Source organism: Mesorhizobium sp. M0659 (assembly GCF_040320605.1).
Lineage (GTDB): Bacteria > Pseudomonadota > Alphaproteobacteria > Rhizobiales > Rhizobiaceae > Mesorhizobium.
The window spans coordinates 165,355-190,677 of record NZ_JAMYPY010000010.1 but is presented as its reverse complement, the minus strand read 5'-3'; the positions used below and the strand labels follow the sequence as shown (position 1 = coordinate 190,677).

The window sequence follows — 25,323 nt, the reverse complement described above, 5'->3', positions numbered from 1 at the left end:
AAGGCTAAGCCGCAGCCGGCGCCCCTGTGCCGTTTTGTCAAGAAAACCCAGCATCTTAGCGCCTGCTAAAACGCTCGCTGCTCATGTACCCGCCTGCCGCCGTTCGCTGACTAATCCTGATTTAAAAAGTCATAAAATAAATGTTGACTCGTTTTATCATGAATTATAACTGGGCCTTTCCGCTTTGGCACTGGGGACCAGGGCATGGATGGGGGCAGCATGCGCAGATTTTCACTTCTTTGGTCATCGGCTTTGGGTTCGTCGATTGTGGCAGGCGCGGCATTTGCCCAGCAAGCCACCCCGACCGACAAGCAGGGAGCCACCGTGCTCGACCAGATCCTCGTCACCGGCCGCAACGAAAGGTCGATTTCCAGCGTCGCGCAGTCTGTCCAGGTCGTGGAGCGGGAACAGGTCGAGGAAGCCGCGCAGGAGAACATCGACGCCGCGACCCTGATCAGCCGCATCGTTCCCGGCTACGCTCCGCGCAACCAGACCATTTCGGGCGCCTCGGAAACCTTCCGCGGCCGCAGCGTGCTCATCATGGTCGACGGTGTGCCGCGCAACACGCCGCTGCGTGACGTGTCACGCATCCTGTCGATGATCGACCTGAATTCGGTCGAGCGCATCGAGGTCATCAACGGCGCTTCCAGCCTTTATGGCGCCGGCGCCACCGGCGGCACGATCAACTTCATCACCAAGCGCGGCGACAGCGACAAGCCGAAGGTGGCGGTGCGTACCGGCGTCACCGCTTTCACCGAGAATCCCGGCAAGTCGGCCGGGCCCAGCACCAGCGTCTCGGTCGAGGGCAAGAAAGGCGATTTCGACTATTTCTTCTCGGCCTCGGGCGATCTGTCGCGCCGCACCTATGACGGCCACGGCAACGAGATGGCTTCGGACGCCATGCTCGGCCAAGGCGGCGGCGACCGCACCGGCACGGGCAATCTCTTCGGCGTGGCCGGCTACCAGTTCGATTCCAGGCGCTTCGAGGTCAGCGTCGACTGGACTTATGCCAAGCAGAAGCCGGACTGGTTCACCGATTACACGACCAATCCCGTCTCCCCGGATTTCGGCGATCCCTATGAAGGCAAGCCGCTGAAGGAAGATTCGAAGTATCTGACCGCCAAATACACAGACAGCGACTTCGCGTTCGGAAACCTCGAGGTCAAGGCGTTCTACAACGACATCTTCAAGCAGTCGCCCTTCACCAAATTCTCGGCCGTCAACAGCCAGGTCTACCTGCCGACGAACCCGACACGGCCGGTGATCCTGCCGCCGGGCACTGATCCTACGGCCGACTTCAACCAGACCGCGCTGCAGTCGCGGCGCAGCGGCGTCAACCTGACCGTCAACACGCCGATGGACTTTATCACCCAGGGCAGCACGCTGACCTGGGGCGGCGACTATGTCTTCGATGCCACCGACCAACAGCTGACCAACGGCCAGGACGCCATCTCGCCCACGACCCAGAACTCGGTCGCCTTGTTTGCGCAGGGCGAAATTCCGGTGACGGATCGTTTTCGCATCAGCGGCGGCGCGCGCTACGACCAGTTTTATCTCAACGTTGAGGACTTCACCCGGCCTGCCGCTGCCGTTCTGCTTGGCCGCAACATCATAGGCCTGCCGGCGATCCGGGTGACCGGCGGCTCGTTCGACTACGACGCCGTCACCTTCAACGCCGGCGCCGTCTATGATCTGACCGAAAGGATGCAGCTTTTCGGCAATTTCTCGCAAGGCTACAGCCTGACCGACATTGGCGGCTTCACTCGCCGCGCCGGGTTGAACTCCAACGCCGAGACCTGCGACGCCTATGGCACGGCGATCCGGCCGCTGCTGCCATGCACCAACGCGCCCGACTATGCGATCAGCTATGCCGATATCGCGCCCGAGCCTCAGCTTGTGAACACCTGGGAAGCCGGCCTGCGCGGCGACTGGGGCGACTACCGCGGCGGCGTCAGCACCTATCTGTCGACCTCGGACAACGGCGTCAGCTACGACATCGTCAACAACCGGGTATCGCAGCAGAAGGAACGCATCTGGGGCGTCGAAGCCAATCTCGAGGCGGACCTCAGCGGCATGTTCACGCTGGGCGGATCGGCCGGCTATGTCGAAGGCAAATACGATGCGGATCGCGACGGCCACATCGAAGCCAACGAATATCTGCCCAACAACCGCATTCCCTCGACCTACAAGGGCCTGGTCTATCTCACGACCCATTTCGAGAACGAGCTGACCCTGCGCAGCGAGTTGGAGCTGTTTTCCGGACGCGACCGCATCGCCACCCAGGACCTGGACGGTGCCGCGCTGGTCAATCTCGCGGTGTCGAAGAAGTTCGCCAATGAGAGCGTGCTGAACCTTGCCGTGCGCAACGTGTTCGACACCTACTACATCAACCCTTCCGCATCGGCGACGCGCGGGGCGGACGTTCCGGGTCTGGGGCGTTCGGTCGCGCTGTCCTACCAGATCACATTCTGAGGGGCGGCGGTGGCGGTGTCTCTCCAACGAAACGGTGCATTAGTCTCGCTGCTGGCAGAAGCGCCAGCCGATCCGGCGGATGGCGCGCGCTATATCGAGGCGCTCGGCCGCCTTTCGCAGGAACGGGAGCCGTTCGTGCTCCTGGTCGATATCCGCATCGAGATCGCGCTGAGCGACGCCCAGCGCAAGGCGCAAAACCTCTGGTACAAGGCGGAACGCGAGCAGCTCGAAAAAGCCTGCCGCGCCTGTGCGCTGGTGCGCCCCGCCGCCGACGAGAACATGCAGCGCGTCTGGCAAAGCCTGTTCGGCTTTCCAGTGCTCGTCACCCGCAGCCGGGCGGAGGCCGGCGCCTTCCTGAACGGTTACGCACCGAAGGACTATCTCAAATGAGCGCCGACGCAGACCGGCCGGCGCCCGCCGGGCTTTCGCGCCTGCGGCTTTTCGTCGTTCTCGCCTGCCTTTATCTGGCGCAGGCCATCCCGAGCTATCTGTTTGCCGCGGCGATCCCGCCGATCCTGCGCGAGCAGGGCGTGTCGCGCACCGCCATTGGCTTGATGGCGCTGCTGATGCTGCCGCTGGTGCTGAAATTCCTATGGGCGCCGCTGGTCGACCGCTTTCGGCCAATGGCCCGCGCCCATCGCGCCGGCTGGGTCATCATCACCCAGATCGGCGTCATCGCCGGCATCGCCGCCATGCTTTGGATCGAGCCGACCGATGTCGCCGGTATCTTTGCCGTCGGCCTTGTCGTGAGCCTGTTGATGTCGACCCAGGACATCGCCACCGACGGCTACGCGGCCAAATATCTCGACCCGAAGGACAGGCCGATCGGCAATGCGATCCAGGGCGGCGCCGTCGCGCTCGGCGTCGTTCTCGGCGGCACGCTCGGCCTGTTGGCTTATCATCATGCCGGCTGGCAAACCATGGTGGCCATGGTGGCCGCGCTGTCCATCATCCCGCTGGTCGCCGCCTTCGCCATGCGCGAGACCGATCCCGTCGCCAGCGCGCCGCAGGCGGCCATCGACCGCCCCTCGATCCTGCGCTTTCTGCGCCGGCCGGAGGCACGCCAGATCCTGTGGATCGCGCTCATCTACCGCGCCAGCGAGGGGCTGGTGAAGTCGATGGAAGGCTCCTATCTCGTCGATGCCGGCGTGCCGCTCGATATCATCGGTTATCTCTCGGGCGGTGCCGCGCTCACCGTCGGGCTCGGCGGCTCGGCGCTGGCGGCGTGGCTGCTGCACAACAGGGGCGCCGCCTCGGTGCTCGGCCTGCTCGGCGCGCTGCGAACCATCTGCTTCCTGATCTTCGCGCTGCACGCTTTCGGCGCTATCGCCGGCTTCTGGCCGATCTTCGGCGCCTCGTTCCTGCAGACGCTGGTGCGCTACATGGAGATCGTGGCGCTCTACAGCCTGTTCATGTCCGTCACGTCGTCGGACCAACCCGGCACCGATTTCACCATCCTGTCCTGCGCCCAGCTCATCGTCTACCTCGTCGGCTCCATGCTTGCCGGCCGCCTTGCCGACATGCTCGGCTACTCCGCGTTGTTCACCCTGGCGACAGTGCTGTCGGGCATCGCCGCGGTGGCGACCTATCGCATGCTGAATGCCCATTTCGCCGATGCCGCAAAGACCCAGCCAGGAACGCCGATGCCGCTGCCGGAGGTCGCCGAATGAGCGCAGGTTCGCTAGTGCTTATGAACCATGGCTGCAAGACCGGCGGCGGCCAGAGCCAGCGCCGCGCAGCCGGCCAGCGGCGCAAAGGGCCAGAGCGTGAAGGCGAAGCCGCCGGCCAATGCGCCGATGCTCTGGCCGAGCACATGGGTGCTGGTGAGCCAGCCGGCCGCCGCGCCCTGCTCGCCGGGCTCCAGGCGCTTCATCAGCCAGGCGGTGTAGCCGGGTGTAGCCAGGGCAATGCCGGCCGCTGCCACCACCAGAGACGCTGCCGAGGCAACATGGCTGGCCGTGACGGCCAGCGCCGTCATGCCGACGCAAACCATGAGACAGCCGACGATGACGCTGTTGCGCTCCGCCAGCCGCAGGCGCGCCATGAGCAGTCCCTGGACCAGAACCATGACGACGGCGACCAGCATCAGGGTCAGGCCGGTCAACGTCGTGGCCTGCGTCGCACCAAGGCCAAAACGCTGCTGGGTCATCGGGCCGAGCATCATCTGAACCTGTCCGAAGCCGAGCGTCAGGCACAAGCCCATCGCCAGGCAAGGCAGAGCGCGGCGATCGAAGGGCGATATTCCACGGCCGACGTCGGTCGCCCTGCCGTCGGCCCGTCTGCCGGCTTCCCCTTTGCCCCGCGCGAGCCACAGCAACAGCGGGCTGAACAGGAACAGGATGGGCGGCAGCAGCGGCGACAGGACGGCAGCCGTTGCCGCCAGCGCGCCGGCCAGCCGCCCCATGCTGACGCCGGCGCCAAGCAGTCCCAGCGCGGCCTGTCGCCTGTCATCGGCAACCGAGCGGCTGGCCCAGACCTGCGCCGTCGGCATGACGCCGGACGCGGCAAAACCGTACACGGTTCGCGAAAGCATCAGCAAAGCGATGCCCAGCGCGGCTCCCGTGCCGGCTATCAGCAGAATGGCGAACACCGCCTGGCCGGCCAGCATGGCGAGGCCGAGCAAGCGCAGCAGCCTGGCATGGCCAAGCCGCTCGCCCATGCGACCCCACAGCGGCGAGCCGACCAGAAAGGCCGCCGCGCCGACAGCAGTTGCCGCGCCGATAGCAAACGTGTCGAGCCTCAGCCGCTCCATCACCAGGGGAACGAGCGATACGAAGGCCGACTGGCCGAAGCCGATTGCCGAGACCGCGATCGCCAGGCGGCGAAGAAGCGAAGATCGATTTTTCATACTGGTCGTCATAACGCGAAGCTTATTTCCTGGTTAGAATAAATAATCAACAGAAATGTTCTAATAACCACAGCGTATAAGATATAATACTACAGTATTGTGTGGATTTATGAGGATGCACATGGAACAAGTAAAATCAGAATCTTCCTCTGCATTAAGCCCGTTCCTCAACGCGTTGCTGCGGGAATGGGATGGCTGGGAATTCGTCGACGCCAGCCAAACCGGGCTGTTTCGGCCGCAGGCGGCCGTGCTGCGTCTGAATTTCCCTGCCTCGCGCGCGGCGGTGCTCGTCGAGGCGCGGCATCGCTCGAAGGTTGGTTACCACGATTTCGCGATGCCGCTCTGGCGCCTCGATATTAGTAGCGAGGGGGCCGATGGCGAGGCGTCCGAGATCGACCTTTTCAGCCTTTTGGCGCTGATCCTGGCGGATCCCGACATTGCCGGCCGGGCGACAGCGAAAAGCCGACTGACCTTCCTGCGCCGCAGCCTGGCCAGCATCGCCGCAATCGCTGACGCGACTGCGGCGCGTGGATCGTCGCGGCCCTTCTCCGAAGGCGATCCTGATTTCATCGATGCCGAAAGCGCCCTGCGCTTCGGCCATGCCGTGCATCCGGCGCCGATGAGTCGCGAAGAGTTCACGCAGACTGATTCCGCGCGCTTCGGGCATGAATACTGCAATGCGTTCAAACTGCGCTGGTGGGCCGTCGACCCGACCATCCTCACTGGGGGCAGCGTCGAGCCGCTAGATGTCACCGAGATGGTCCGCGGGCTTGCCGCCAGCGATCCGCAGCTGCTTGCTCGGGCTGGCAAGCAACAGGGCAAGGTTCTCGTTCCGATGCATCCGTGGCAGGCCGTACGGCTCATGCTGGAAGACCGCGTCGAGCGCCTGTTTTGCGCCGGCCGTATCGTCGATGTTGGGCTCGGCGGACCAGCGTGGCGGGCCACGACCTCGCTGCGCACGGTTCATTCAGCTGAAGCCGAGTGGATGCTGAAATTCTCGCTCAGCCTGCGCCTGACTAATTCCAGGCGCATCGTCGAGGAGCATGAGTGCCGGCGCGGCCTTTCGGTGCACCGGCTGGTCAAGGGCAAGCTCGGCGGCGCCTTGCAGAGCCGCTGCCCAACCATGACGGTGCTGGGTGAGCCCGCCTGGTTCGGCCTGCGTGACGAAGACGGCCGGCTGATGACGGATACCATTGTCTCGTTTCGCGAAAACCCGTTTCGCGGCACGGGCAATCCGCCGGCTGCCGTTCTCGGCGCGCTTTGCGAGCGCCATCCCGGCCGTACCGAAAGCCATCTGTCCGACCTGGTCCACCGTATCGCCCGCGACGAGAAGCGACCTGTCGAGGAAACGGCGCGTTTGTGGTTCGAGCGTTTCCTTCATGCTGCCATCGAGCCGTTTATCGTTGCCTTCTCGGAATTAGGCCTGCTGTTCGGCGCCCATCAGCAGAACCTCGTCGTCGGTCTTTCCGGAGGCTGGCCGAATGCGCTCTATTTTCGCGACTGCCAGGGCACTGGTTATGTCGAGGAATTCCTGCCCAGGCTGCGCGAATTCGTGCCCGAGGCCGGTCAGGCGGGCGATCATGTCTTCCCAGCGGAAGCGGCCGCGAAGCTGTTCGGCTACTATCTGGTCGTCAATGGCGCTTTCGCCGCCGTCGCAGCCCTTGCCGCCGCTGGCCTTACCAACGAAGACGATCTGCTGGCGATATTCCGCCGCTCGCTCGAGCGGCTGGCCGCCACGCCGATGGCTGACCGGTCCTGCGTCGACTATTTGCTCAACGCGCCGACGCTCGCCGCCAAGGGCAATTTCCTGATCGCGCTGCGCGACATCAATGAGAACACCGAAGTGACCGACCCGCTGGCAGGTTACGTCGAGCTTCCGAACCCCCTGCATGTGAGAGAATACGCATGAACATCGAGGCTGCGAAAAACTGGTCACCCGCCACCGTCGCCGGCAACGAAGGATGGCAGCATCTGGCCTCGGCCGCGGAGCCGCTCGCCATCCGTGCCGGCGATGGCCATGTCAGCCTGGTCAACGCTGAGGGAACAGCGGTGGGACAGGCCCGCATCTCCGACGCGGATGGCCGCCTGCTCATCGACGATGTCGCGTTCATTGGCGGCCGCCTCGACCAACCGCAAATCCTGGCAGGTCTCGTCGACGCCGCGCTGCGCCTGCATCCTTCCTTCGACTGCGCCTTCCTGCCGGCGGCCAAGACGCTGTGGCCGGTTTCGGCGCTGGCTACCGAGACGGTTCCGGGTGAACCGGAACGCGCCGTCATCCATCGCTCGGTCCTGCGCCAGCTGCCGCTGCTGTGGCGCAGCCAGGCCTCGCATGTCACCTATCCGGCATTGATGACCGCTATCGGCCCGCAAGACCGGCTGCCGCCATTGCGCCAACCGCGCCCCTGCGGCCCGATGTACGAACGCTGGATTCCGGAGATCGGTCTCACCGTGTCGCTGCGCCCGATCGACCGCCGGACCGATCTCGACCTCTTCCATCGCTGGATGAACGATGGCCGTGTCGCCTTCTTCTGGGAACTTGCCCAGAGCCATGAAGAGCTCGACAAATATCTCGCCGAGCAGGAAAGCGATCCGCACATCTTCGGCGTCATCGCCAGCTTCGATGGGGAGCCGACCGGCTATTTCGAGTTCTACTGGGCCAAGGAGGACCGGCTCGGGCCTTATTACGAGCCACTCGACTGGGATCGCGGCTGGCATGGGCTGATCGGCAATACGCGCCATCTCGGCCGGCCGAAGACGCTGGCTCTGTTCCGTTCCGTCACCCACTATCTGTTCCTCGACGAGCCGCGCACGCAGCGCGTCGTCGGCGAGCCACGCGCAGCGCACCAGAAGATGCTGAGCTATTGCGCCGGCGCCGCCTACGACAAAGTCAAGGAGTTCGACTTCCCGCACAAGCGCGCGGCACTGGTCTGCTGCGAGCGGGAACGCTTCTTCCGCGAGGTGCCGCTGTGACGGTGCAGCAACCGATTGCCAAAGCGGGCGAGGCGACACGCTGGGCCGCGATCAACCGCGATGCCGTCGCCAAGGCCATTTCCGAACTGACCTTCGAGGAGTGCCTGTCGCCCCGCGAGCTTTCGCCCGGCCGATGGAAACTGACGCTCGGCCCCGGCGTGACCTATCGCTTTGCCGCGACGCGGCGCCTGTGGGGTCAGATCGCCGTCCGTCCGGAGACGCTGACCCGCGATGCCGGCATCGAGCTGCCGGTCGACGATGCGGTCGCCTTCTTCGCCGACGCGCGCGAGACGCTCGGCATGCCGCCGGCAACATTCTGCACCTATGCGAAGGAGCTTTACAACACGCTGATGGCCGACATGCGGATCGCCAAAGCCCGCGGCAATCGACCAGCCGCCGAACTAGCCGCGCTGCCGGATACCGAGTTGCAGGCATTGCTCGACGGCCATCCGAAGGCGCCCGCCAACAAGGGCCGGCTCGGCTGGGGACGGGACGACTTCGAGCGCTACGCGCCAGAATCGGCTGCCGCATTCCAGCTCTTCTGGCTTGCCGCCGCCAGCGATCGCTGCCTGCTGGCGCTTGACTGCGGGCTCGACGAAGAGGCGCTGCTGCAGGCCGCACTCGGCGACTACGAGCGCGCAAGGCTCGAAGCGGCTTTCAGCGCCGCCGGGATCTCGCGATCGACGCATAGGCTGCTGCCGGTCCACCCCTGGCAGTGGCAGGCGATGATCGCCTCGCAATATGGTAGCGAGATCGCCGCCGGCCGGCTGGTGCCGCTTGGCCAGTTCGGCGATCCGTTCCTGCCCCTGCAGTCGCTGCGCACTCTTGCCAATGTGGCGCGGCCCGAGGCGCTGCACGTCAAGCTGCCGCTGACCGTCCTCAACACCTCAGCGTGGCGCGGCGTGCCGGGCAAATACATGGCGATCGGCGCCGATCTGTCGCGCTGGCTGGCCACGGTGGCGGCCGCGGACCCGGTGCTCAAGGACGTCAAGGTCTTGCAGGAAGTCGCCGGCGCCTTCTATCCGCATCCGCACTATACCGGCGTTGAAGGCGCGCCCTATCAGTTTTGCGAGATGCTGGGCGCCATATGGCGCGAAAGCCCCGAAAAGGATCTGACAGCGGGCCAGCGGCCGATGATGATGGGCGCCCTGCCGCAGCGCGACGCGCATGGCAGGCCGATCGCCAGCGCCCTGATGGAGCAGTCCGGCCTTGGTCCGGAGGCATGGCTCGATCGCCTGTTCTCCACGGCCTTCGTGCCGCTCTACCACTTCATGTGCCGTTACGGCGTCGGCTTCATCGCCCATGGCCAGAACGTCACCATCATCCTCGACGGAGCGACGCCTCTCGGCGTGGCGGTCAAGGATTTCCAGGGCGACCTCGATCTCGTCGACCAGCCGTTTCCCGAACTGGCCGGCCTCGACCCCAAAATCCTGTCGACGCTGAAGCGCCGGCCGCCGGCACATCTTCTCCAGCATCTGCAAACGGGACACATCGTCAGCGTTCTGCGCTTCCTATCCGAGGCGCTGGCCGCCTATGACCGCTTCGACGAGAGGACTTTCTACGCCATCCTGGCCGCCGCCATCCGGCGCTACCAGGCGCAGAACCCGGATCTGTCGGAACGGTTCGCGCTCTTCGATCTGTTTGCTCCGAAGATCCCACGCATCGCCATCAACAAGGTGCGCTTCGCCATCGGCTACGGCGACAGCGGCGAACGCCCTCTGCCCGACCTTGGCACACCGCTCGACAATCCGCTTAACCCCGAGTCAGCCCGGCGATCTCCCATCAGCCCAGCCAGCTCCATAAGGAGTTCGCCATGACCCATACGCTTGACCTCGCAGGCATCGGCATCGGGCCGTTCAATCTCAGCCTCGCCGCCCATCTCGATGCGGTGGACGGCGTCGAAGCGCGCTTCTTCGATCGGGCGACGCGGCTCGAATGGCATCCGGGCATGATGCTGCCGGGCGTCGAACTGCAGACATCCTTCCTCAAGGATCTCGTCACCGCGACGCATCCGACCAGCCCATGGTCGTTCATGTCCTATCTGGTCGCGCAGAAGCGGTTCTATGAATTCCTCAACGCGGATTTCTCAGCCATCCCGCGGCCGGAATTCGCCCGCTATCTCGGATGGGTCGGCGAGAACTTGTCTTCGCTGCGCTTCGCCAGCGCCGTCGACCGGATCGACTTCGACGGAACGAATTTCAGGCTGCGTATCGGCCGCGAGCAGGTGAACGCGCGCAATCTCGCCATTGCCGTCGGGCTGGTGCCTAACATCCCCGCCTGGGCGCGGGCGGCGGCCTCCGATCAATGCTTCCACAACGCCCAGGCCGCCAACCGCCTCGATCGCCTGAGCGGACAGCGTGTCGCCGTGATCGGCGGTGGCCAGAGCGGCGCCGAAGTGCTTCTGCATCTGATCTCCTCCGACGGCTTCGCCGGCCGCGAAATCGAGTGGATCTCGATGCGGCCGAATTTCCTGCCACTGGACGACTCGCCTTTCACCGACGAACTCTTCACGCCGGGCTATGTCGAAAACTTCCATCGGCTGCCGCAAGGGCGGCGCGAGACGATCCTGGAACAGCAGCTGCTTGCCGGTGACGGCGCATCGACGAGCACGCTGAAGGCGATCTATCGCCAGCTTTACACGCTGCGGCACCTCTCGGAGGAAACGACGGCGGTCAACATGACGCCGCACCGCGAAGTGCTGAACGTGACGCGGGAAGGCAGCGAATACCGGCTGATCATGCGCAACGGCTTCGACGGCGCCATCGAGACGCGCACCGTGGATGCGGTGGTTCTGGCCACCGGCTATGCCTTTGCCATTCCTGATTGCATGGCACCGCTCATGAACAGGATCGCGCTGGACGAGCGCGGTCATTACAGGCTCAACGCCAGCTTCGAGGTCGAATGGGACGGGCCCGACGACCGCCGGATCTACGCGCTCAATGCCGGCCGGCTCAGCCATGGCATAGCCGAGCCGCAGCTCAGCCTGATGGCTTGGCGCAGCGCCAAGATCGTCAATTCGCTGCTCGGGCGGGCACAGTTCGATCTCGATCTGCCCGATCCGCCGGTTGCCTGGAGTTCAAGGCACACGATACAAAGCCTGCATCATCTCGGCGCCAATGCGAGGATGACCGAATCGGGCGCCCGGTGATGTTTGTGGAGGCGGGCCGAAGAGCGTGGTACGGCGCGCGTTAAGGTTGACATCGACCCGTAAAGCTTTTCTGTGAGAGAGATCGTTCGGTCCTGCTGGAGGCTCAGCGCATGAAAACCCTTGGCCTCATCGGCGGCATGAGCTGGGAATCGACGGCGATCTATTATCGCCTGCTCAACGAGATCGTGCGCGAGCGGCTGAGCGGGCTGCATTCGGCAAAGCTGTTGCTCTATTCCTTCGACTTCGCCGAAATCGCCGACCGGCAGCATCATGGCGACTGGGACAGTGCGGGCGTGCTGCTGGCGGATGCCGCGCGCAAGCTGGAGGCGGGCGGCGCAGAGGGGCTTTTAATCTGCACCAACACCATGCACAAGCTCGCCGACCGGGTGCAGGCGGCGGTGTCGATCCCGCTTATCCACATTGCCGACGCCACGGCCGTCGCGGTCAAGGGCGCCGGCGTCAAGCGGCCGGCGCTGCTGGCGACCCGCTTCACCATGGAGCAGGATTTCTACAAGGGCCGGCTGACGGAGAAATACGGGCTGCAGCCCGTGGTGCCGGACCAGGCCGGGCGCGACATGGTGCACCAGGTAATCTACGACGAGCTTTGCCGGGGCATCGTCAACGCGGCATCGAAGGCGGCCTATATCGACGAGGTCGCCCGTCTGCGGCGCGATGAGAAGATCGATGGCGTCATCATGGGCTGCACCGAGATCACCATGTTGATTGGCGAGCGCGATTTCGACATTCCGGTGTTCGACACCACGCGCATCCATGCTGAGGCGGCGGTCGCATTCATGCTGCCCTGAAGGGTCAAAACAAGGATCAGGGCTGGGCAGCCACGGCGACATTGCCGCTGCCGGCCACTTTCAGCTTCCATCGATCTGCTTCCGTGCCGGCCAGATTGAGGTGCCCGGTCAGGAAATAAAGGCGACCGGTGTCGGGGCCTTTGGCTGTGCAAAACCGGTCCTGCAGATAGGAGGGAGGCGTCGCCTGACAATACAGGTTGGCCACGATGCTGGCCGGACGCGTGCGCGGCCTAAACAGCCTTCCGCTCCTTCACGAATTGCGCGCCGAAACTGCCGCGCGCTTGACTTCTTTTTGCAGCGACATTCAATGCATCCGGCATTGCTGTGAGGGGATGAAAGCAAGATGGAATTCGCGTTTCCGTGGCCGACCAGCCAGGGTGAATGGCTGGCTTGGTCCAGCGCCGTCGTCACCTTGGCGCTCGGTCTGCTGTTTTTCCTCGCGCCAGGGCTGGCATTTCGGATTCTGCGGCTGCAGGTCCGGCCCGAAAGGGCAGCGGCAATCGCGGAAGGGCGCGGCCGCATGTCGGGCTTCTATCTCGGCGTCAGCCTGTGCTGCATTCTGTTGGCGCAGCCGTGGCTCTATATGGCACTCGGCTTTTCCTGGCTGTTCACCGCTTTTGGCCGTTTGCTGTCGATGATGTCGGACGGCGCCAACACGCCTTTCAACTGGGCGTCGATCGTCGTCGAACTCGTCCTGGCCGCGTTGCCGCTTGCCTTCGTCTTCGGCTTTCTGCCCTGAATCGGCAGCCAATCCAAAGGCTTCGGTTGAACTCTGCGGCCGGATGCGACAATAGTGCCCGAAAAGCATGCGGGACGACGCATTGCGGTCTTAAAATGCCTGTGCTAGACGGCAATCGACTTTCGGCCGGGGATAGCGGAAGCCGCGCCTCCGTGCTTGGAAAAACTTAGTAAGGTCAAAGATTTAGCCAGAGTTTTTGCTCGCGCCAACAATCTGCGGCCCCTCAGACAAGAGAAAAGACGGTCCGTGGCTCAATCGTCATCGCCAATCTCAGGTGTCGCAGAACGCTACGCGGGTTCGCTGTTCGAACTTGCGCTGCAGTCGAATTCGGTGGCCAAGGTCGAGGCCGACCTCAACAGTTTCGCCAAGATGCTGGATGACAGCGCCGACCTGACGCGCCTCATCAACAGCCCGGTGTTCTCCAGCGAGGACCAGGCCAAGGCAATCGCGTCGATCGCCGACAAGGCCGGCATCACCGGCCTGACCGGCAATTTCCTGCGCGTCGTCGCCCGCAACCGCCGGCTCTTCGCGGTGCCCGGCATGATCAAGGCATTTCGCCGGATCTCTGCCGAACAGCGCGGTGAGACATCAGCCGAGGTCACTTCGGCGCATGAACTGACGGCTGCCCAGCAGACGGAACTCAAGGCCGCGCTGAAAAGCGTCGCCGGCAAGGACGTGGCCATCACTGTTACCGTCGATCCGTCGCTGCTCGGCGGGCTGGTGGTCAAGATGGGCTCGCGCCAGATCGATACGTCGCTCAAAACCAAACTCAATTCGCTCAAGCTTGCACTGAAAGAGGTCGGCTGATGGACATCCGCGCCGCGGAAATTTCCGCAATTCTCAAAGACCAGATCAAGAATTTCGGCAAGGAGGCCGAGGTCTCCGAAGTCGGCCAGGTGCTGTCCGTCGGTGACGGTATCGCTCGCGTCTATGGCCTCGACAATGTCCAGGCCGGCGAAATGGTCGAGTTCCCCGGCGGCATCCGCGGCATGGCGCTCAACCTCGAAGCCGACAATGTCGGCGTCGTCATCTTCGGCGCCGACCGCGACATCAAGGAAGGCGACATCGTCAAGCGCACCGGCGCCATCGTCGATACGCCTGTCGGCATGGGCCTGCTCGGCCGCGTCGTCGACGCGCTCGGCAATCCGATCGACGGCAAGGGCCCGATCAAGGCGACCGAACGCAAGCGCGTCGACGTCAAGGCGCCAGGCATCATCCCGCGCAAGTCGGTCAACGAGCCGATGTCGACCGGCCTCAAGGCCATCGATGCGCTGATCCCCGTTGGCCGCGGCCAGCGCGAGCTGGTCATCGGCGATCGCCAGACCGGCAAGACCGCGATCATCCTCGACACGATGCTCAACCAGAAGGCCGTGCACGACAACGGGCCGGAAAAGGAAAAGCTCTACTGCGTCTACGTCGCCATCGGGCAGAAGCGCTCGACGGTCGCGCAGTTCGTGAAGGTTCTCGAAGAGCGCGGCGCCCTTGAATATTCGATCATCGTCGCCGCCACAGCTTCCGATCCGGCGCCGATGCAGTTCCTGGCGCCGTTCACCGGCGCCACCATGGGCGAATATTTCCGCGACAACGGCATGCATGCGCTGATCAGCTATGACGATCTGTCGAAGCAGGCCGTCGCCTATCGCCAGATGTCGCTCTTGCTGCGCCGCCCGCCGGGTCGCGAAGCCTATCCGGGCGACGTGTTCTACCTGCATTCGCGCCTGCTCGAGCGCGCCGCCAAGCTCAACGACGATCTGGGTGGCGGTTCGCTGACCGCGCTGCCGATCATCGAGACGCAGGCCAACGACGTGTCGGCCTACATCCCGACCAACGTGATCTCGATCACCGACGGCCAGATCTTCCTCGAAACCAACCTGTTCTTCCAAGGCATCCGTCCGGCGGTCAACGTCGGCCTATCGGTGTCGCGCGTCGGTTCGTCGGCGCAGATCAAGGCGATGAAGCAGGTCGCCGGCTCGATCAAGGGAGAGCTGGCGCAGTACCGCGAAATGGCTGCGTTCGCGCAGTTCGGCTCCGATCTCGACGCCGCCACGCAGCGCCTGCTCAACCGCGGCTCGCGCCTGACCGAACTGTTGAAGCAGCCGCAGTTCTCGCCGCTCAAGGTCGAGGAGCAGGTCACGGTGATCTTCGCCGGCGTCAACGGCTATCTCGACAAGCTGGCGCTGAACCAGGTCGGCAAGTTCGAGCATGGTCTGCTCAGCCATATGCGCTCGGCCGGCAAGGACGTGCTGGACGGCATCCGCAAGGAAAAGGCGCTGTCGGACGATCTGCGCGCCAAGCTGAAGGCCGAGATCGACGCCTTCGCCAAGACCTTCGCTTGAGAAGAAGCCGGACGCTCGAGATCAGGTTTGAAGCATGCCTTCATTAAAAGACCTTCGTAACCGTATCGCCTCGGTCAAGGCGACGCAGAAGATCACCAAGGCGATGCAGATGGTCGCCGCGGCGAAGCTGCGCCGCGCGCAGGAAGCGGCGGAAGCGGCGCGTCCCTATTCCGAGCGGATGGGTGCGGTGCTGGCCAATATCACGCAGGCGATCGGCGGCGGCGGCGATGCCCCGGCACTGATGACCGGCACCGGCAAGGACGATGTGCATCTGCTCGTCGTCTGCACCGCCGAGCGCGGCCTTTGCGGCGGCTTCAACTCGCAGATTGCACGTCTGGCCCGCGACCATATCCGCCGGCTGCTGGCCGACGGCAAGCAGGTCAAGATCATCTGCGTCGGCAAGAAGGGTTTCGACATTCTGCGCCGAGACTATGCCTCGCTCATTATCGACCGCGTCGACCTGCGCGATGTCAAGAAGCTCGGCTTCGTCAATGCCGATGCCATCGCCCGTAAGATCATCCATCTGTTCGGCGAAGGCGGCTTCGATATCTGCACGCTGTTTTATTCGCAGTTCAAGTCGGTGATCAGCCAGATTCCGACCGCGCAGCAGATCATTCCTGCCGGCGTGGCCTCCGCTCCCGCCGAAGCGACCGCGGGTGGCAATGCCGTCTACGAATACGAGCCGGAGCCGGGCGAGATCCTCACCGACCTCATTCCGCGCAACATCTCGGTCCAGGTCTTCCGCGCGCTGCTCGAAAACGCAGCCGGCGAGATGGGCGCCAAAATGAGCGCCATGGACAATGCAACGCGCAATGCCGGCGACATGATCAACAAACTGTCGATCACCTATAACCGCCAGCGGCAGGCGCAGATCACCAAGGAACTGATCGAAATCATTTCGGGCGCCGAAGCGCTCTAGGCGCGACCGCCAGGAGGTCATCGACCTTCTGATGGAGCGTGAGAAACAAAGGACGAGAAGGGTAAAGACGATGGCGAAAGCAGCGACCCCCGCGAAGACGGCCCCCAAGGCGGCCGCAAAGGCTCCGGCAGCAGCGGCGAAGGCCGCTCCGGCCAAGAAGGCGGCCGCGCCCGCCAAGGCCGCGGCTCCGGCAGTGAAGACGACGAGCGTTGCCGTCAAGAAGACCGGCGCCATCGGCAAGGTTCGCCAGGTCATCGGCGCCGTCGTCGACGTGCAGTTCGGCGATCATCTGCCGGCCATTTTGAACGCCATCGAAACCTCCAATGTCGGCAACCGCCTGGTGCTCGAAGTTGCCCAGCATCTGGGCGAAAACACCGTGCGCTGTATCGCCATGGATTCCACCGAAGGCCTGGTTCGCGGCCAGGACGTCTATGACACCGGCGCGCCGATCACCGTTCCGGTCGGCCCGGGCATGCTCGGCCGCATCATCAACGTCATCGGCGAGCCGGTCGACGAAGAAGGCCCGGTCGACGGCATCGAGATGCGCGCCATCCACCAGCCGGCGCCTACCTATGTCGAACAGTCGACGGAAGCGCAGATCCTGATCACCGGCATCAAGGTGCTCGACCTTCTGGCGCCCTACGCCCGCGGAGGCAAGATCGGCCTGTTCGGCGGCGCCGGCGTCGGCAAGACGGTTCTGATCCAGGAGCTGATCAACAACGTCGCCAAGGCGCATGGCGGCTTCTCGGTCTTCGCCGGCGTCGGCGAGCGCACCCGCGAGGGCAACGATCTTTATCACGAGTTCATCGAGTCCGGCGTCAACAAGAAGGGCGGCGGCGAAGGCTCCAAGGCGGCACTGGTCTATGGCCAGATGAACGAGCCGCCGGGCGCGCGTGCCCGCGTCGGCCTGACCGGCCTGACGGTCGCCGAATATTTCCGCGACCAGGGCCAGGACGTGCTGTTCTTCGTCGACAACATCTTCCGCTTCACGCAGGCCGGTTCTGAAGTGTCGGCGCTGCTCGGCCGTATTCCTTCGGCCGTGGGTTACCAACCAACGCTGGCCACCGACATGGGTGCGCTGCAGGAACGCATCACCACAACGACCAAGGGTTCGATCACTTCGGTGCAGGCGATCTACGTGCCGGCCGACGATTTGACCGACCCGGCGCCTGCGACCTCGTTCGCCCACCTGGACGCGACGACCGTGCTCAACCGCGCGATCTCGGAAAAGGGCATCTACCCCGCCGTCGATCCGCTCGACTCGACCTCGCGCATGCTCGATCCGCTGGTCGTCGGCGAGGAGCACTATGCCGTCGCCCGCCAGGTGCAGTCGATCCTCCAGCGCTATAAGTCGCTGCAGGACATTATCGCCATCCTTGGCATGGATGAGCTGTCGGAAGAGGACAAGCAGACGGTGGCCCGCGCCCGCAAGATCGAGCGCTTCCTGTCGCAGCCGTTCTTCGTCGCCGAAGTGTTTACGGGTGCGCCGGGCAAGCTGGTCGACCTCGCCGACACAATCAAGGGCTTCAAGGGCCTCTGCAACGGCGACTACGATCACCTGCCGGAAGCCGCCTTCTACATGGTCGGCGGCATCGACGAAGCGGTCGAGAAGGCTCAGCGCCTGGCGGCTGAAGCAGCGTAATCAAGGCAATAGGGAGTAGTCAGTAGTCAGTAGTGAATAGCGGCCGGGTGATCAGGACAGCTGTCCTCGCCCTACTCCCTACTCACTATTCCCTACTCACTAAATTGACATGGCTGAAGCTTTCAAGTTCGAACTGGTCTCGCCGGAGCGCCTCCTGGTTTCCGAGCAGGTCGAGTCCGTCGTCATTCCAGGCGCCGAAGGTGAAATGACAGTCATGGCGCACCATGCGCCAGTCATGACCACGATCAAGCCGGGCGTCGTCACGCTGAAGACCGCCGGCGGCAAGGAAGAACGCTATGTGGTGTTCGGCGGCTTTGCCGACATCGTCCCTGCCGGATGCACGCTGCTCGCCGAATCGGCGGTCGCCGTCGGCGATATCGACCGCGCCGATCTCGCCCGCCGCATCCAGGAAGCCAAGGAAGACGCCGCCGACGCCAAGGACGACCAGAGCCGCAGCAAGGCGGAGCAGTTCCTTAGCCAGCTTACCACGCTCGAAGGCGCGCTGCTGCCGGCGTAAGCCGCAGAATGACTGGACGTGATCCGAGGGGTCATGGTCGGGCAAAGGTATGAAACAGGCCGGGCTTAAGCCCGGCTTTTTGTATCCGGGCGACGTCAGGTCACCTGGTCTTTCCCGGTATACCCAGTGCCGCGAGCGCGAGCGCCACCCCGCCTTGCAGGATATGCTCGCGATGAGCGGCAACCAGTTCGATCAGCGTCTGGCGGTCGGGGCTGCCGCTGGCGAAGCCGGCGAGGTCAAACACCGTCACCACCCGTTCCAGCGTCGGCTGCGCTCCGAGCGCCGCCAGTGCCGCGTCGAGCGGATCGGTAAAGTGGGCTTCCGGCAGGTCCTTGCCGCGCGCCTCGCAGGCGGCGATCCAGGCGGCGATCACCAGCGTCAGATGCTCCGGGACCAGGCCGGCCTGGATGCACTCGATGGCGGTAGCGACAATGCGCTGCGGCAATTTCTGGCTGCCGTCATTGGCGATCTGCGCGGTGCGGTGGGCCAGCGCGGTGTTGGAGAAACGTTCGGCAAGTTCGGCCGTATAGGCTGACGTGTCGAGCCCGGCATCCCCAGGCAATGTCGGGATGGCCTCGGCCCAGAGCCGGTCGACGAACGCGCGGATCGCGGGATCCGCGAAGGCGCGGTCGACGGTGACGTGGCCGCTGAGCAGGCCGATATAGGCGATGCCCGAATGGGCGCCGTTGAGCAGCCGAAGCTTCATGTCCTCGAACGGCCGGACATCCTCGACCATGGTGACGCCGAATTTCTCCCAGGCCGGGCGGCCGGCTGGAAACCTGTTTTCGATCACCCATTGCCGGAACGGTTCGGTCATCACCGGCCAGGCGTCCTCGAGGCCGAGTTCGACCGCGATGCGCGCCCGGTCGGCATCGGTGGTTGCCGGCACGATGCGGTCGACCATGCTCGATGGGAATGCAACGTCATCGGCTATATGACCGGCGAGGGCAGCGTCGCCTGAAGCAGCAGCGCCGGCATCGCGCAGTTTTGCAAACCCGACCAGCAGCCGGTGCAGCGTGGCGCCATTGGCCGGCAGGTTGTCGCAGCAAAGCACGGTGAAGGGCGGCGTGCCGGCGGCCCGGCGTCGCACCAGCGCTTCCGCCAGGAATCCATGCGCTGTCCTGGGAGATCCGGGATTGCCCAGATCGTGGACGATATCGGGATGGTTTTCGTCGAGGCTGCCGTCGGCGGCCCTGAGATAGGCCTTTTCGGTGATGGTCAGGGTGACGATGCGGGTGCGCGGGTCGGCCAGCGCGGCCAGCACCGCGCCGGGGTCTTCCGGCGCGACCAGCATCGACTGGATCGAGCCGATAATGTGCAGCGCTTCGCCATCGCTGCCGCGCACCGCCAGCGTGTAGAGCCCGTCCTGTGGCGTCAGCGCATCGCGCGTGTCGGGGCTGCGCAGCGAGACGCCGACAATGCCCCAGCCGGTCTCGCCGGCCGCCAGGCAGTCATCGACATAGGCGGCCTGATGGGCACGGTGGAAGGCTCCAACGCCGAGATGGACGATGCCTGGGGCGACACTGGCGCGATCATAGGCGGGGACGGCGACCGAGGCCGGCAAGGATTGCACTGTTGCGTTGGAAAGGCGTCTGCTGGTCATGGCGCGGCTTGTCGCTGGATGGTGTGCGGGGCGGGATCTGCTAGCGGCGTAACATCCGCTCTTCCGCCGCACAATGACCTGACGCCGGTTAAAAGTCATCATACAACAATCCAGTTTTTGTATGTTGACATTATTTCTTTCCAATCCTACCGATATCGCCCCTGGGAGGAACGACGTGGCGGGACTGACCCATCCGGATCTGCTTTTTGCCGCCGAAGGGCGCGCGCTGTCGATCGCGCGCGATCTCCATGCCGGCATCAAGGACCTGCCGATCATCAGCCCGCACGGCCACACCGATCCGCGTTGGTATGCGCTCAACGAGCCATTCCCCGATCCCGCGCAATTGCTGGTGGTGCCCGACCACTACATTTTCCGTATGCTGTTCAGCCAGGGCGTGCGGCTGGAAGATCTCGGCGTCCCGACCCTCGACGGCTCGCCGGTCGAGACCGATCCCAGGGCGATCTGGCGGCGCTTCGCCGAGCACTATTACCTCTTCCGCGGCACGCCGACGCGGTTGTGGCTCGACCATGTGCTCGAGCATCTGTTCGGCATCGAAGAGCCGCTCAACGCCAGCGCCGCTAGCCGCCATTACGACACCATCGCGGCGCTTTTGCAGCGCGACGATTATCGCCCACGCGCGCTGTTCGAGCGCTTCAACATCGAGGTCATCGCGACGACCGAGGGCGCACTCGACGATCTCCAATGGCACAAGACGATCCGCGACAGCGGCTGGCAGGGCCGCGTCATCACTGCCTACAGGCCGGATGCTGTCGTCGATCCCGACTTCGAAGGATTTTCGGCCAATCTCGATCGTCTGGGCGAGATCACCGGCTGCGACACCGGCACATGGGCCGGCTATCTCGACGCGCATCGCAATCGCCGCGCTTTCTTCAAAAGCTTCGGCGCAACCTCATCGGACCACGGCCATCCGACGGCCGAGACCGCCAATCTTTCCGATGCGGCGGCGGAAGAGCTGTTCAACCGCATCCGCCGCGGCTCGGACGACGAGCGCGAGCGCAAGCTGTTTCGCGCCCAGATGCTGACCGAGATGGCCAAGATGAGCCGCGACGACGGGCTGGTCATGCAGATCCATCCCGGCTCATGGCGCAACCATTCGCCCGGAATTCTTCAGAGATTCGGCCGCGACAAAGGCTTCGATATTCCGACCCGCACCGACTATGCCGCGGCGCTCAAACCCTTGCTCGACTGCGTCGGGCTGGAGCGCGACCTCTCCATCATTCTGTTCACGCTCGACGAGACCAGCTACGCGCGCGAACTGGCGCCGCTGGCCGGCGTCTATCCGGCGTTGAAGCTCGGGCCGGCCTGGTGGTTCCACGACAGTCCGGAAGGCATGCGCCGGTTCCGCGAGATGACCACCGAGACCGCCGGCTTCTACAACACCGTCGGCTTCAACGATGACACCCGTGCCTTTCCGTCGATTCCCGCCCGTCACGATGTGGCGCGCCGGGTTGACTGCGCCTTTCTCGCCCGTCTCGTCGCCGAGCACCGGCTGCGTGAGGACGAGGCGCATGAGCTGGCGCGGGAGCTTGCCTACACGCTTGCCAAGAAGGCGTACCGGCTGTGAGCCGGGCGCGTGGAATTTTAAAAGGGAGGAAGACAGTCATGTTGCATTTTTCAAAACTGATGGCAGCCACATTCGCCTTCGGCTCGCTGATGATCGGCGTTGCCGGCGCCCAGACCGTACTGCGCTCGGCCGACACCCATCCGGACGGGTATCCGACCGTCGAGGCGGTCAAATATCTCGGCGAGCTCATCAAGGAGCGCACCGCCGGCCGCTATTCGGTCGAGGTCTATCATTCGGCGCAGCTCGGCGAGGAAAAAGACACGATCGAGCAGACGCAGACCGGTGTCATCGATCTGAACCGCGTCTCGATGGGTCCGTTCAACGGCATCGTGCCGGAAACCGCGGTGCCGTCGCTGCCCTACATGTTCCGTTCGGTCGAGCACATGCGCCATGTCATGGACGGGCCGATCGGCGACGAGATCCTCAAGGCCTTCGAGACGCATGATCTGGTCGGCCTTGCCTTCTACGATTCCGGCGCCCGTTCCTTCTACAACACCAAGAAGGACATCACCTCGATCGCCGATCTGAAAGGCATGAAGTTCCGCGTCATCCAGTCCGACGTGTTCGTCGACATGGTCAACGCGCTTGGCGCAAACGCCACGCCGATGGCCTATGGCGAGGTCTATTCGGCGCTCGAAACCGGCGTCATCGACGGCGCCGAGAACAACTGGCCCAGCTTCGAATCCGCCAAGCACTACGAAGTCGCCAAGCACTATACCGTCGACCAGCACCAGATCGTGCCGGAAGTGCTGGTGATGTCGAAATCGAGCTGGGACAGACTGACGCCGGAAGACCAGGCGATCGTCAAGCAGGCGGCCAAGGATAGCGTCGTCAAGATGCGCGAATTGTGGGACGCGCAGGAGAAGAAGTCGCGAGAGATCGTCGAGAAGGCCGGCGTCAAGGTCAGCGAGATCGACAAGCAGCCGCTGATCGATGCGATGAAGCCGGTCTACGACAAGTATCTGAAGACGCCGGAGCTCAAGGACCTCGCGACGCGCATCCAGGCGACCAAGTGATTTTCTGGCGGGGCGGCATGGCGCCGCCCCGCCAATCGCTTTTAGGGGACGGAAAGACCGGGAGGATCGGATGACTGCGGGAACGGCCAGGAGCGGAGCGCCACCGCGCTTCAGCGCGGTGCTTTCGAAGATTTGCGACGGTGCGCTCTATCTCGCGGGCATCGGGATGGTCGCCATGACCGCGCTTGTTGCCTACCAGGTGTTTTCCCGCTTCGTGCTCAACGCGTCACCGAGCTGGACCGAAGTCACCGCCATCATGCTGATGAACTGGTTCATCTTCCTGGGCGCTGCCGTCGGCGTGCGCGAGAATTACCATATGGGCTTCGACGTGCTGCTCTATATCCTGCCCAAGGGCAGCAAATGGGCGCTGCGCACCCTGTCCGACCTGATCGCGTTCGGCTTCGGCTTCGGCATGGTCTGGTACGGCTGCAAGCTGGTCGGGCTGACCTGGCACACTGTCATCCCGGCGCTCGAACTTCCCGGCGGTTTCGACTATCTGCCGCTGGTTGCCGGCGGCTTTCTGATCTGCCTGTTCTCGGCCGAACGCATCGCGCTGCGCTGGTCCGGCGCCGACATCGACAAGGATATCAATCTCGAAGAAGTGCCGGAAATGCCGGCCGTGCAGGAGGCCTAGATGGAACTCTGGATCCTGTTTGGCGTCTTCACGCTTTTGATGTTTGCCGGCACGCCGATCGCCTTTTGCCTGGGTGCGGCGTCCTTCGCCACCGCGCTTTATCTCGGCCTGCCGCCCCTGGTGGTGTTCCAGCAATTGAAGTCGGGCATGTCGGCGTTCTCGCTGATGGCGATCCCGTTCTTCATCTTTGCCGGCGACCTGATGGTGCGCGGCGGCATCGCGCAGCGCATCGTTTCCTTTGCCGGCTCGCTGGTCGGTCATGTCCGCGGTGGGCTCGGTCAGGTCAACATCATCGCCGCGACGTTGTTCGGCGGCATTTCCGGCTCGGCTGTGGCGGAAGCCGCTGCCGTCGGCGGGCTGATGATCCCGCAGATGAAAGCGCGCGGCTACGGAGCCGACTATGCCGTCAACGTCACCTCGATGGCGGCGCTGATCGCGCTGCTTCTGCCGCCGTCGCAGAACATGATCATCTATTCGATCGCCGGCGGCGGCAAGATTTCGATCGCCGACCTGTTCACCGCCGGTATCCTGCCTGGTCTGCTGTTCGCCGCTTCGCTGATGGTCACCGCCTATTTCGTCGCCCGCAGCCGCGGCTACCCGGTCGAGGCTTTTCCCGGCTTCTCGCGTGTCGGCCAGCTGGCGGTCATCGCCATCCCCGGACTTCTGCTCATCGGGATCATCTTCGGCGGCGTTCGCTCGGGCATTTTCACGGCGACGGAAAGCTCCTGCATCGCCATCATCTACGCTTTGCTGGTCACCGTCTTCGTCTACCGGTCGATGGCCTGGGGCGATTTCGTCCATGCCACAAAGGGCGCGGTGCGCACGACCTCAATGGTGCTGCTGATCATCGGCACGGCGGCCTCGTTCAGCTGGCTGATGGCCTATCTCAAAGTGCCGGTGTTGCTGATCGCAGGCATGAACGCCATCTCCACCGATCCGCTGGTGGTGCTGCTTCTGCTCAACGTCTTGATGCTGCTGCTCGGCACCTTCATGGACATGGGGCCGATGATCATCATCTGCACGCCGATCTTCCTGCCGCTGGTCACCCATTACGGCGTCGACCCCGTGCATTTCGGCGTCATCACCATCCTCAATCTCGGCATTGGCCTCAACACGCCACCGGTCGGCACGGTGCAGTTCGTCGCCTGTGCCGTCGGCAAGATTACGGTCTGGGAAGCGATGCGCTCGATCTGGCCGTTCTATGGCGCGGGCATCCTGGTTCTGGGGCTGGTGACCTATATTCCGGCGATTTCGCTCTGGTTGCCGAGCGTGTTCAAATAGGCGTCTTCAAACAGGGGTGCGATATGGCATCGGATAGCGCTGTTGATCTCAGGGTCGAGAGAAAACCCAAACTGTCGGAGACCGTCGTTGCGGCGATCCGCAAGCAGTTGCAGGCGGGCGAGATCCTGCCCGGCCACAAATTGCCGACCGAGGGCCAGCTGACCGAGACCTTCGGCGTCAGCCGCACCGTCATCCGCGAAGCGCTGGCCAAGCTCGCCGCCGACGGGCTGGTCGAGGCGCGCCAGGGCGCAGGCGTGTTCGTCACCGAGCACATCTCAACGATGTTCGGCGCGCTCGCCGCCGACATGGGCAGCAAGGATTCCATCGCGCTCAATGTGCTCGAAGTGCGCCTGGCCGTCGAAATCGAATCGGCCGGGCTCGCCGCCATTCGCCGCAACGCCGCGCAGGAAGCAGCGATCCAGGAAGCGTTCTTCGAATTCGAACGGCTGCTTCTCAACAGCGAGCCGACCGGTCCGGCCGATCTCGCCTTCCACCGGGCAATCGCCAGCGCCACCAACAACCCGTTCTATGTCGAGATGCTCGATGTGCTCGGACGCCGCGCCATTCCCTGCGACGTGACCTCGCCCTGGTCGACGGAACTTGTGCAATCCGACAGCTATCAGCGCGGGCTGCAGCGCGAGCATCTGGTGATCCTGAATGCGATCACGTCAGGCGACGCCGAAGCCGCGCGCGAGGCGATGCGCACCCATCTCACCGCCAGCCAGCAGCGCTACCGCGAGCGCCTGCACGCCCGCCAGGTCTTTTATGCCGACTCGGTCAGGGCGACGGCATCCGAATAACCATTTC

At 64.0% G+C, this 25,323-nt stretch carries 22 protein-coding genes; 19 read left to right on the top strand and 3 right to left on the bottom strand.

Annotated elements, in window-relative coordinates; all coding sequences use genetic code 11:
- Nucleotides 1-219 precede the first annotated feature (219 nt).
- From NKI31_RS18245 to NKI31_RS18235, 3 genes are read left to right on the top strand one after another with little or no spacing between them, the layout of a single operon-like run.
- Nucleotides 220-2,472, top strand: coding sequence for a TonB-dependent receptor (locus tag NKI31_RS18245; protein WP_352652254.1), 2,253 nt, complete (start codon nucleotides 220-222; stop codon nucleotides 2,470-2,472).
- Between the two features lie 15 nt (nucleotides 2,473-2,487).
- Nucleotides 2,488-2,862, top strand: a complete 375-nt coding sequence (locus tag NKI31_RS18240) for a hypothetical protein (protein ID WP_352652253.1) — start codon at nucleotides 2,488-2,490, stop codon at nucleotides 2,860-2,862.
- Nucleotides 2,859-4,142 carry a RhtX/FptX family siderophore transporter gene (locus tag NKI31_RS18235; protein ID WP_352652251.1) on the top strand — a complete coding sequence of 428 codons (1,284 nt, stop codon included), beginning with the start codon at nucleotides 2,859-2,861 and terminating at the stop codon, nucleotides 4,140-4,142. Before NKI31_RS18240 ends, NKI31_RS18235 begins: the two co-directional genes overlap by 4 nt.
- Nucleotides 4,143-4,153: 11 nt before the next feature.
- Here the strand turns inward: NKI31_RS18235 and NKI31_RS18230 are convergent, their stop codons facing one another.
- On the bottom strand, nucleotides 4,154-5,320 hold the full coding sequence (locus NKI31_RS18230; protein ID WP_352652250.1) for an MFS transporter: 1,167 nt from the start codon (nucleotides 5,318-5,320) through the stop codon (nucleotides 4,154-4,156).
- Between the two features lie 121 nt (nucleotides 5,321-5,441).
- Between NKI31_RS18230 and NKI31_RS18225 the strand changes: the two genes are divergently transcribed.
- The 5 genes from NKI31_RS18225 to NKI31_RS18205 all read left to right on the top strand — a co-directional run bounded on the left by NKI31_RS18225 (nucleotide 5,442) and on the right by NKI31_RS18205 (nucleotide 12,244).
- Entirely contained in the window at nucleotides 5,442-7,229 is a 1,788-nt protein-coding gene (locus NKI31_RS18225; RefSeq protein ID WP_352652249.1) for an IucA/IucC family protein, read from the top strand.
- A complete protein-coding gene (locus NKI31_RS18220) occupies nucleotides 7,226-8,290 on the top strand; it encodes a GNAT family N-acetyltransferase (RefSeq protein WP_352652248.1) in 1,065 nt (354 codons plus the stop codon). The genes NKI31_RS18225 and NKI31_RS18220 overlap by 4 nt, the downstream gene beginning before the upstream one ends.
- Nucleotides 8,287-10,107, top strand: a complete 1,821-nt coding sequence (locus tag NKI31_RS18215; protein ID WP_352652247.1) for an IucA/IucC family protein — start codon at nucleotides 8,287-8,289, stop codon at nucleotides 10,105-10,107. The genes NKI31_RS18220 and NKI31_RS18215 overlap by 4 nt, the downstream gene beginning before the upstream one ends.
- Nucleotides 10,104-11,438: a lysine N(6)-hydroxylase/L-ornithine N(5)-oxygenase family protein gene (locus NKI31_RS18210; RefSeq protein ID WP_023668667.1), complete on the top strand. Its 1,335-nt coding sequence runs from the start codon at nucleotides 10,104-10,106 to the stop codon at nucleotides 11,436-11,438. Before NKI31_RS18215 ends, NKI31_RS18210 begins: the two co-directional genes overlap by 4 nt.
- A gap of 110 nt (nucleotides 11,439-11,548) precedes the next feature.
- A complete protein-coding gene (locus NKI31_RS18205; protein WP_023684097.1) occupies nucleotides 11,549-12,244 on the top strand; it encodes an aspartate/glutamate racemase family protein in 696 nt (231 codons plus the stop codon).
- Between the two features lie 16 nt (nucleotides 12,245-12,260).
- On the opposite strand, the gene NKI31_RS18200 is transcribed toward NKI31_RS18205, so the two are convergent.
- Entirely contained in the window at nucleotides 12,261-12,449 is a 189-nt protein-coding gene (locus tag NKI31_RS18200; RefSeq protein ID WP_023693181.1) for a hypothetical protein, read from the bottom strand.
- Between the two features lie 138 nt (nucleotides 12,450-12,587).
- Between NKI31_RS18200 and NKI31_RS18195 the strand changes: the two genes are divergently transcribed.
- The 6 genes from NKI31_RS18195 to NKI31_RS18170 all read left to right on the top strand — a co-directional run bounded on the left by NKI31_RS18195 (nucleotide 12,588) and on the right by NKI31_RS18170 (nucleotide 18,397).
- Nucleotides 12,588-12,983, top strand: coding sequence for an AGROH133_08824 family phage infection protein (locus NKI31_RS18195; RefSeq protein ID WP_023684099.1), 396 nt, complete (start codon nucleotides 12,588-12,590; stop codon nucleotides 12,981-12,983).
- 246 nt (nucleotides 12,984-13,229) lie between these two features.
- On the top strand, nucleotides 13,230-13,790 hold the full coding sequence (locus NKI31_RS18190) for a F0F1 ATP synthase subunit delta (RefSeq protein WP_023700226.1): 561 nt from the start codon (nucleotides 13,230-13,232) through the stop codon (nucleotides 13,788-13,790).
- Complete coding sequence (atpA, locus tag NKI31_RS18185) at nucleotides 13,790-15,319, top strand: F0F1 ATP synthase subunit alpha (RefSeq protein WP_023684101.1); 1,530 nt, start codon at nucleotides 13,790-13,792, stop codon at nucleotides 15,317-15,319. The genes NKI31_RS18190 and atpA overlap by 1 nt, the downstream gene beginning before the upstream one ends.
- Before the next feature lie 34 nt (nucleotides 15,320-15,353).
- Nucleotides 15,354-16,238, top strand: coding sequence for a F0F1 ATP synthase subunit gamma (locus tag NKI31_RS18180; protein ID WP_023668672.1), 885 nt, complete (start codon nucleotides 15,354-15,356; stop codon nucleotides 16,236-16,238).
- 70 nt (nucleotides 16,239-16,308) lie between these two features.
- Nucleotides 16,309-17,880, top strand: coding sequence for a F0F1 ATP synthase subunit beta (gene atpD, locus NKI31_RS18175; RefSeq protein ID WP_023698224.1), 1,572 nt, complete (start codon nucleotides 16,309-16,311; stop codon nucleotides 17,878-17,880).
- A 109-nt stretch (nucleotides 17,881-17,989) separates the two neighbouring features.
- Nucleotides 17,990-18,397 carry a F0F1 ATP synthase subunit epsilon gene (locus tag NKI31_RS18170; protein ID WP_023668674.1) on the top strand — a complete coding sequence of 136 codons (408 nt, stop codon included), beginning with the start codon at nucleotides 17,990-17,992 and terminating at the stop codon, nucleotides 18,395-18,397.
- 100 nt (nucleotides 18,398-18,497) lie between these two features.
- Here the strand turns inward: NKI31_RS18170 and NKI31_RS18165 are convergent, their stop codons facing one another.
- The gene (locus NKI31_RS18165) at nucleotides 18,498-20,000 is read right to left on the bottom strand and encodes a mannitol dehydrogenase family protein (RefSeq protein WP_352652246.1); all 1,503 of its coding nucleotides are present in this window, start codon (nucleotides 19,998-20,000) and stop codon (nucleotides 18,498-18,500) included.
- A gap of 175 nt (nucleotides 20,001-20,175) precedes the next feature.
- Between NKI31_RS18165 and uxaC the strand changes: the two genes are divergently transcribed.
- From uxaC to NKI31_RS18140, 5 genes are all read left to right on the top strand, one after another.
- On the top strand, nucleotides 20,176-21,585 hold the full coding sequence (gene uxaC, locus NKI31_RS18160; RefSeq protein WP_352652245.1) for a glucuronate isomerase: 1,410 nt from the start codon (nucleotides 20,176-20,178) through the stop codon (nucleotides 21,583-21,585).
- A 38-nt stretch (nucleotides 21,586-21,623) separates the two neighbouring features.
- Nucleotides 21,624-22,601 carry a TRAP transporter substrate-binding protein gene (locus NKI31_RS18155; protein WP_023684104.1) on the top strand — a complete coding sequence of 326 codons (978 nt, stop codon included), beginning with the start codon at nucleotides 21,624-21,626 and terminating at the stop codon, nucleotides 22,599-22,601.
- Between the two features lie 70 nt (nucleotides 22,602-22,671).
- Complete coding sequence (locus NKI31_RS18150; RefSeq protein ID WP_023668678.1) at nucleotides 22,672-23,235, top strand: TRAP transporter small permease; 564 nt, start codon at nucleotides 22,672-22,674, stop codon at nucleotides 23,233-23,235.
- Nucleotides 23,236-24,516 (top strand): TRAP transporter large permease, encoded by a 1,281-nt coding sequence (locus NKI31_RS18145; protein WP_352652244.1) that lies wholly within the window; start codon nucleotides 23,236-23,238, stop codon nucleotides 24,514-24,516.
- 23 nt (nucleotides 24,517-24,539) lie between these two features.
- On the top strand, nucleotides 24,540-25,316 hold the full coding sequence (locus NKI31_RS18140; protein WP_023684107.1) for a FadR/GntR family transcriptional regulator: 777 nt from the start codon (nucleotides 24,540-24,542) through the stop codon (nucleotides 25,314-25,316).
- Nucleotides 25,317-25,323 lie beyond the last annotated feature (7 nt).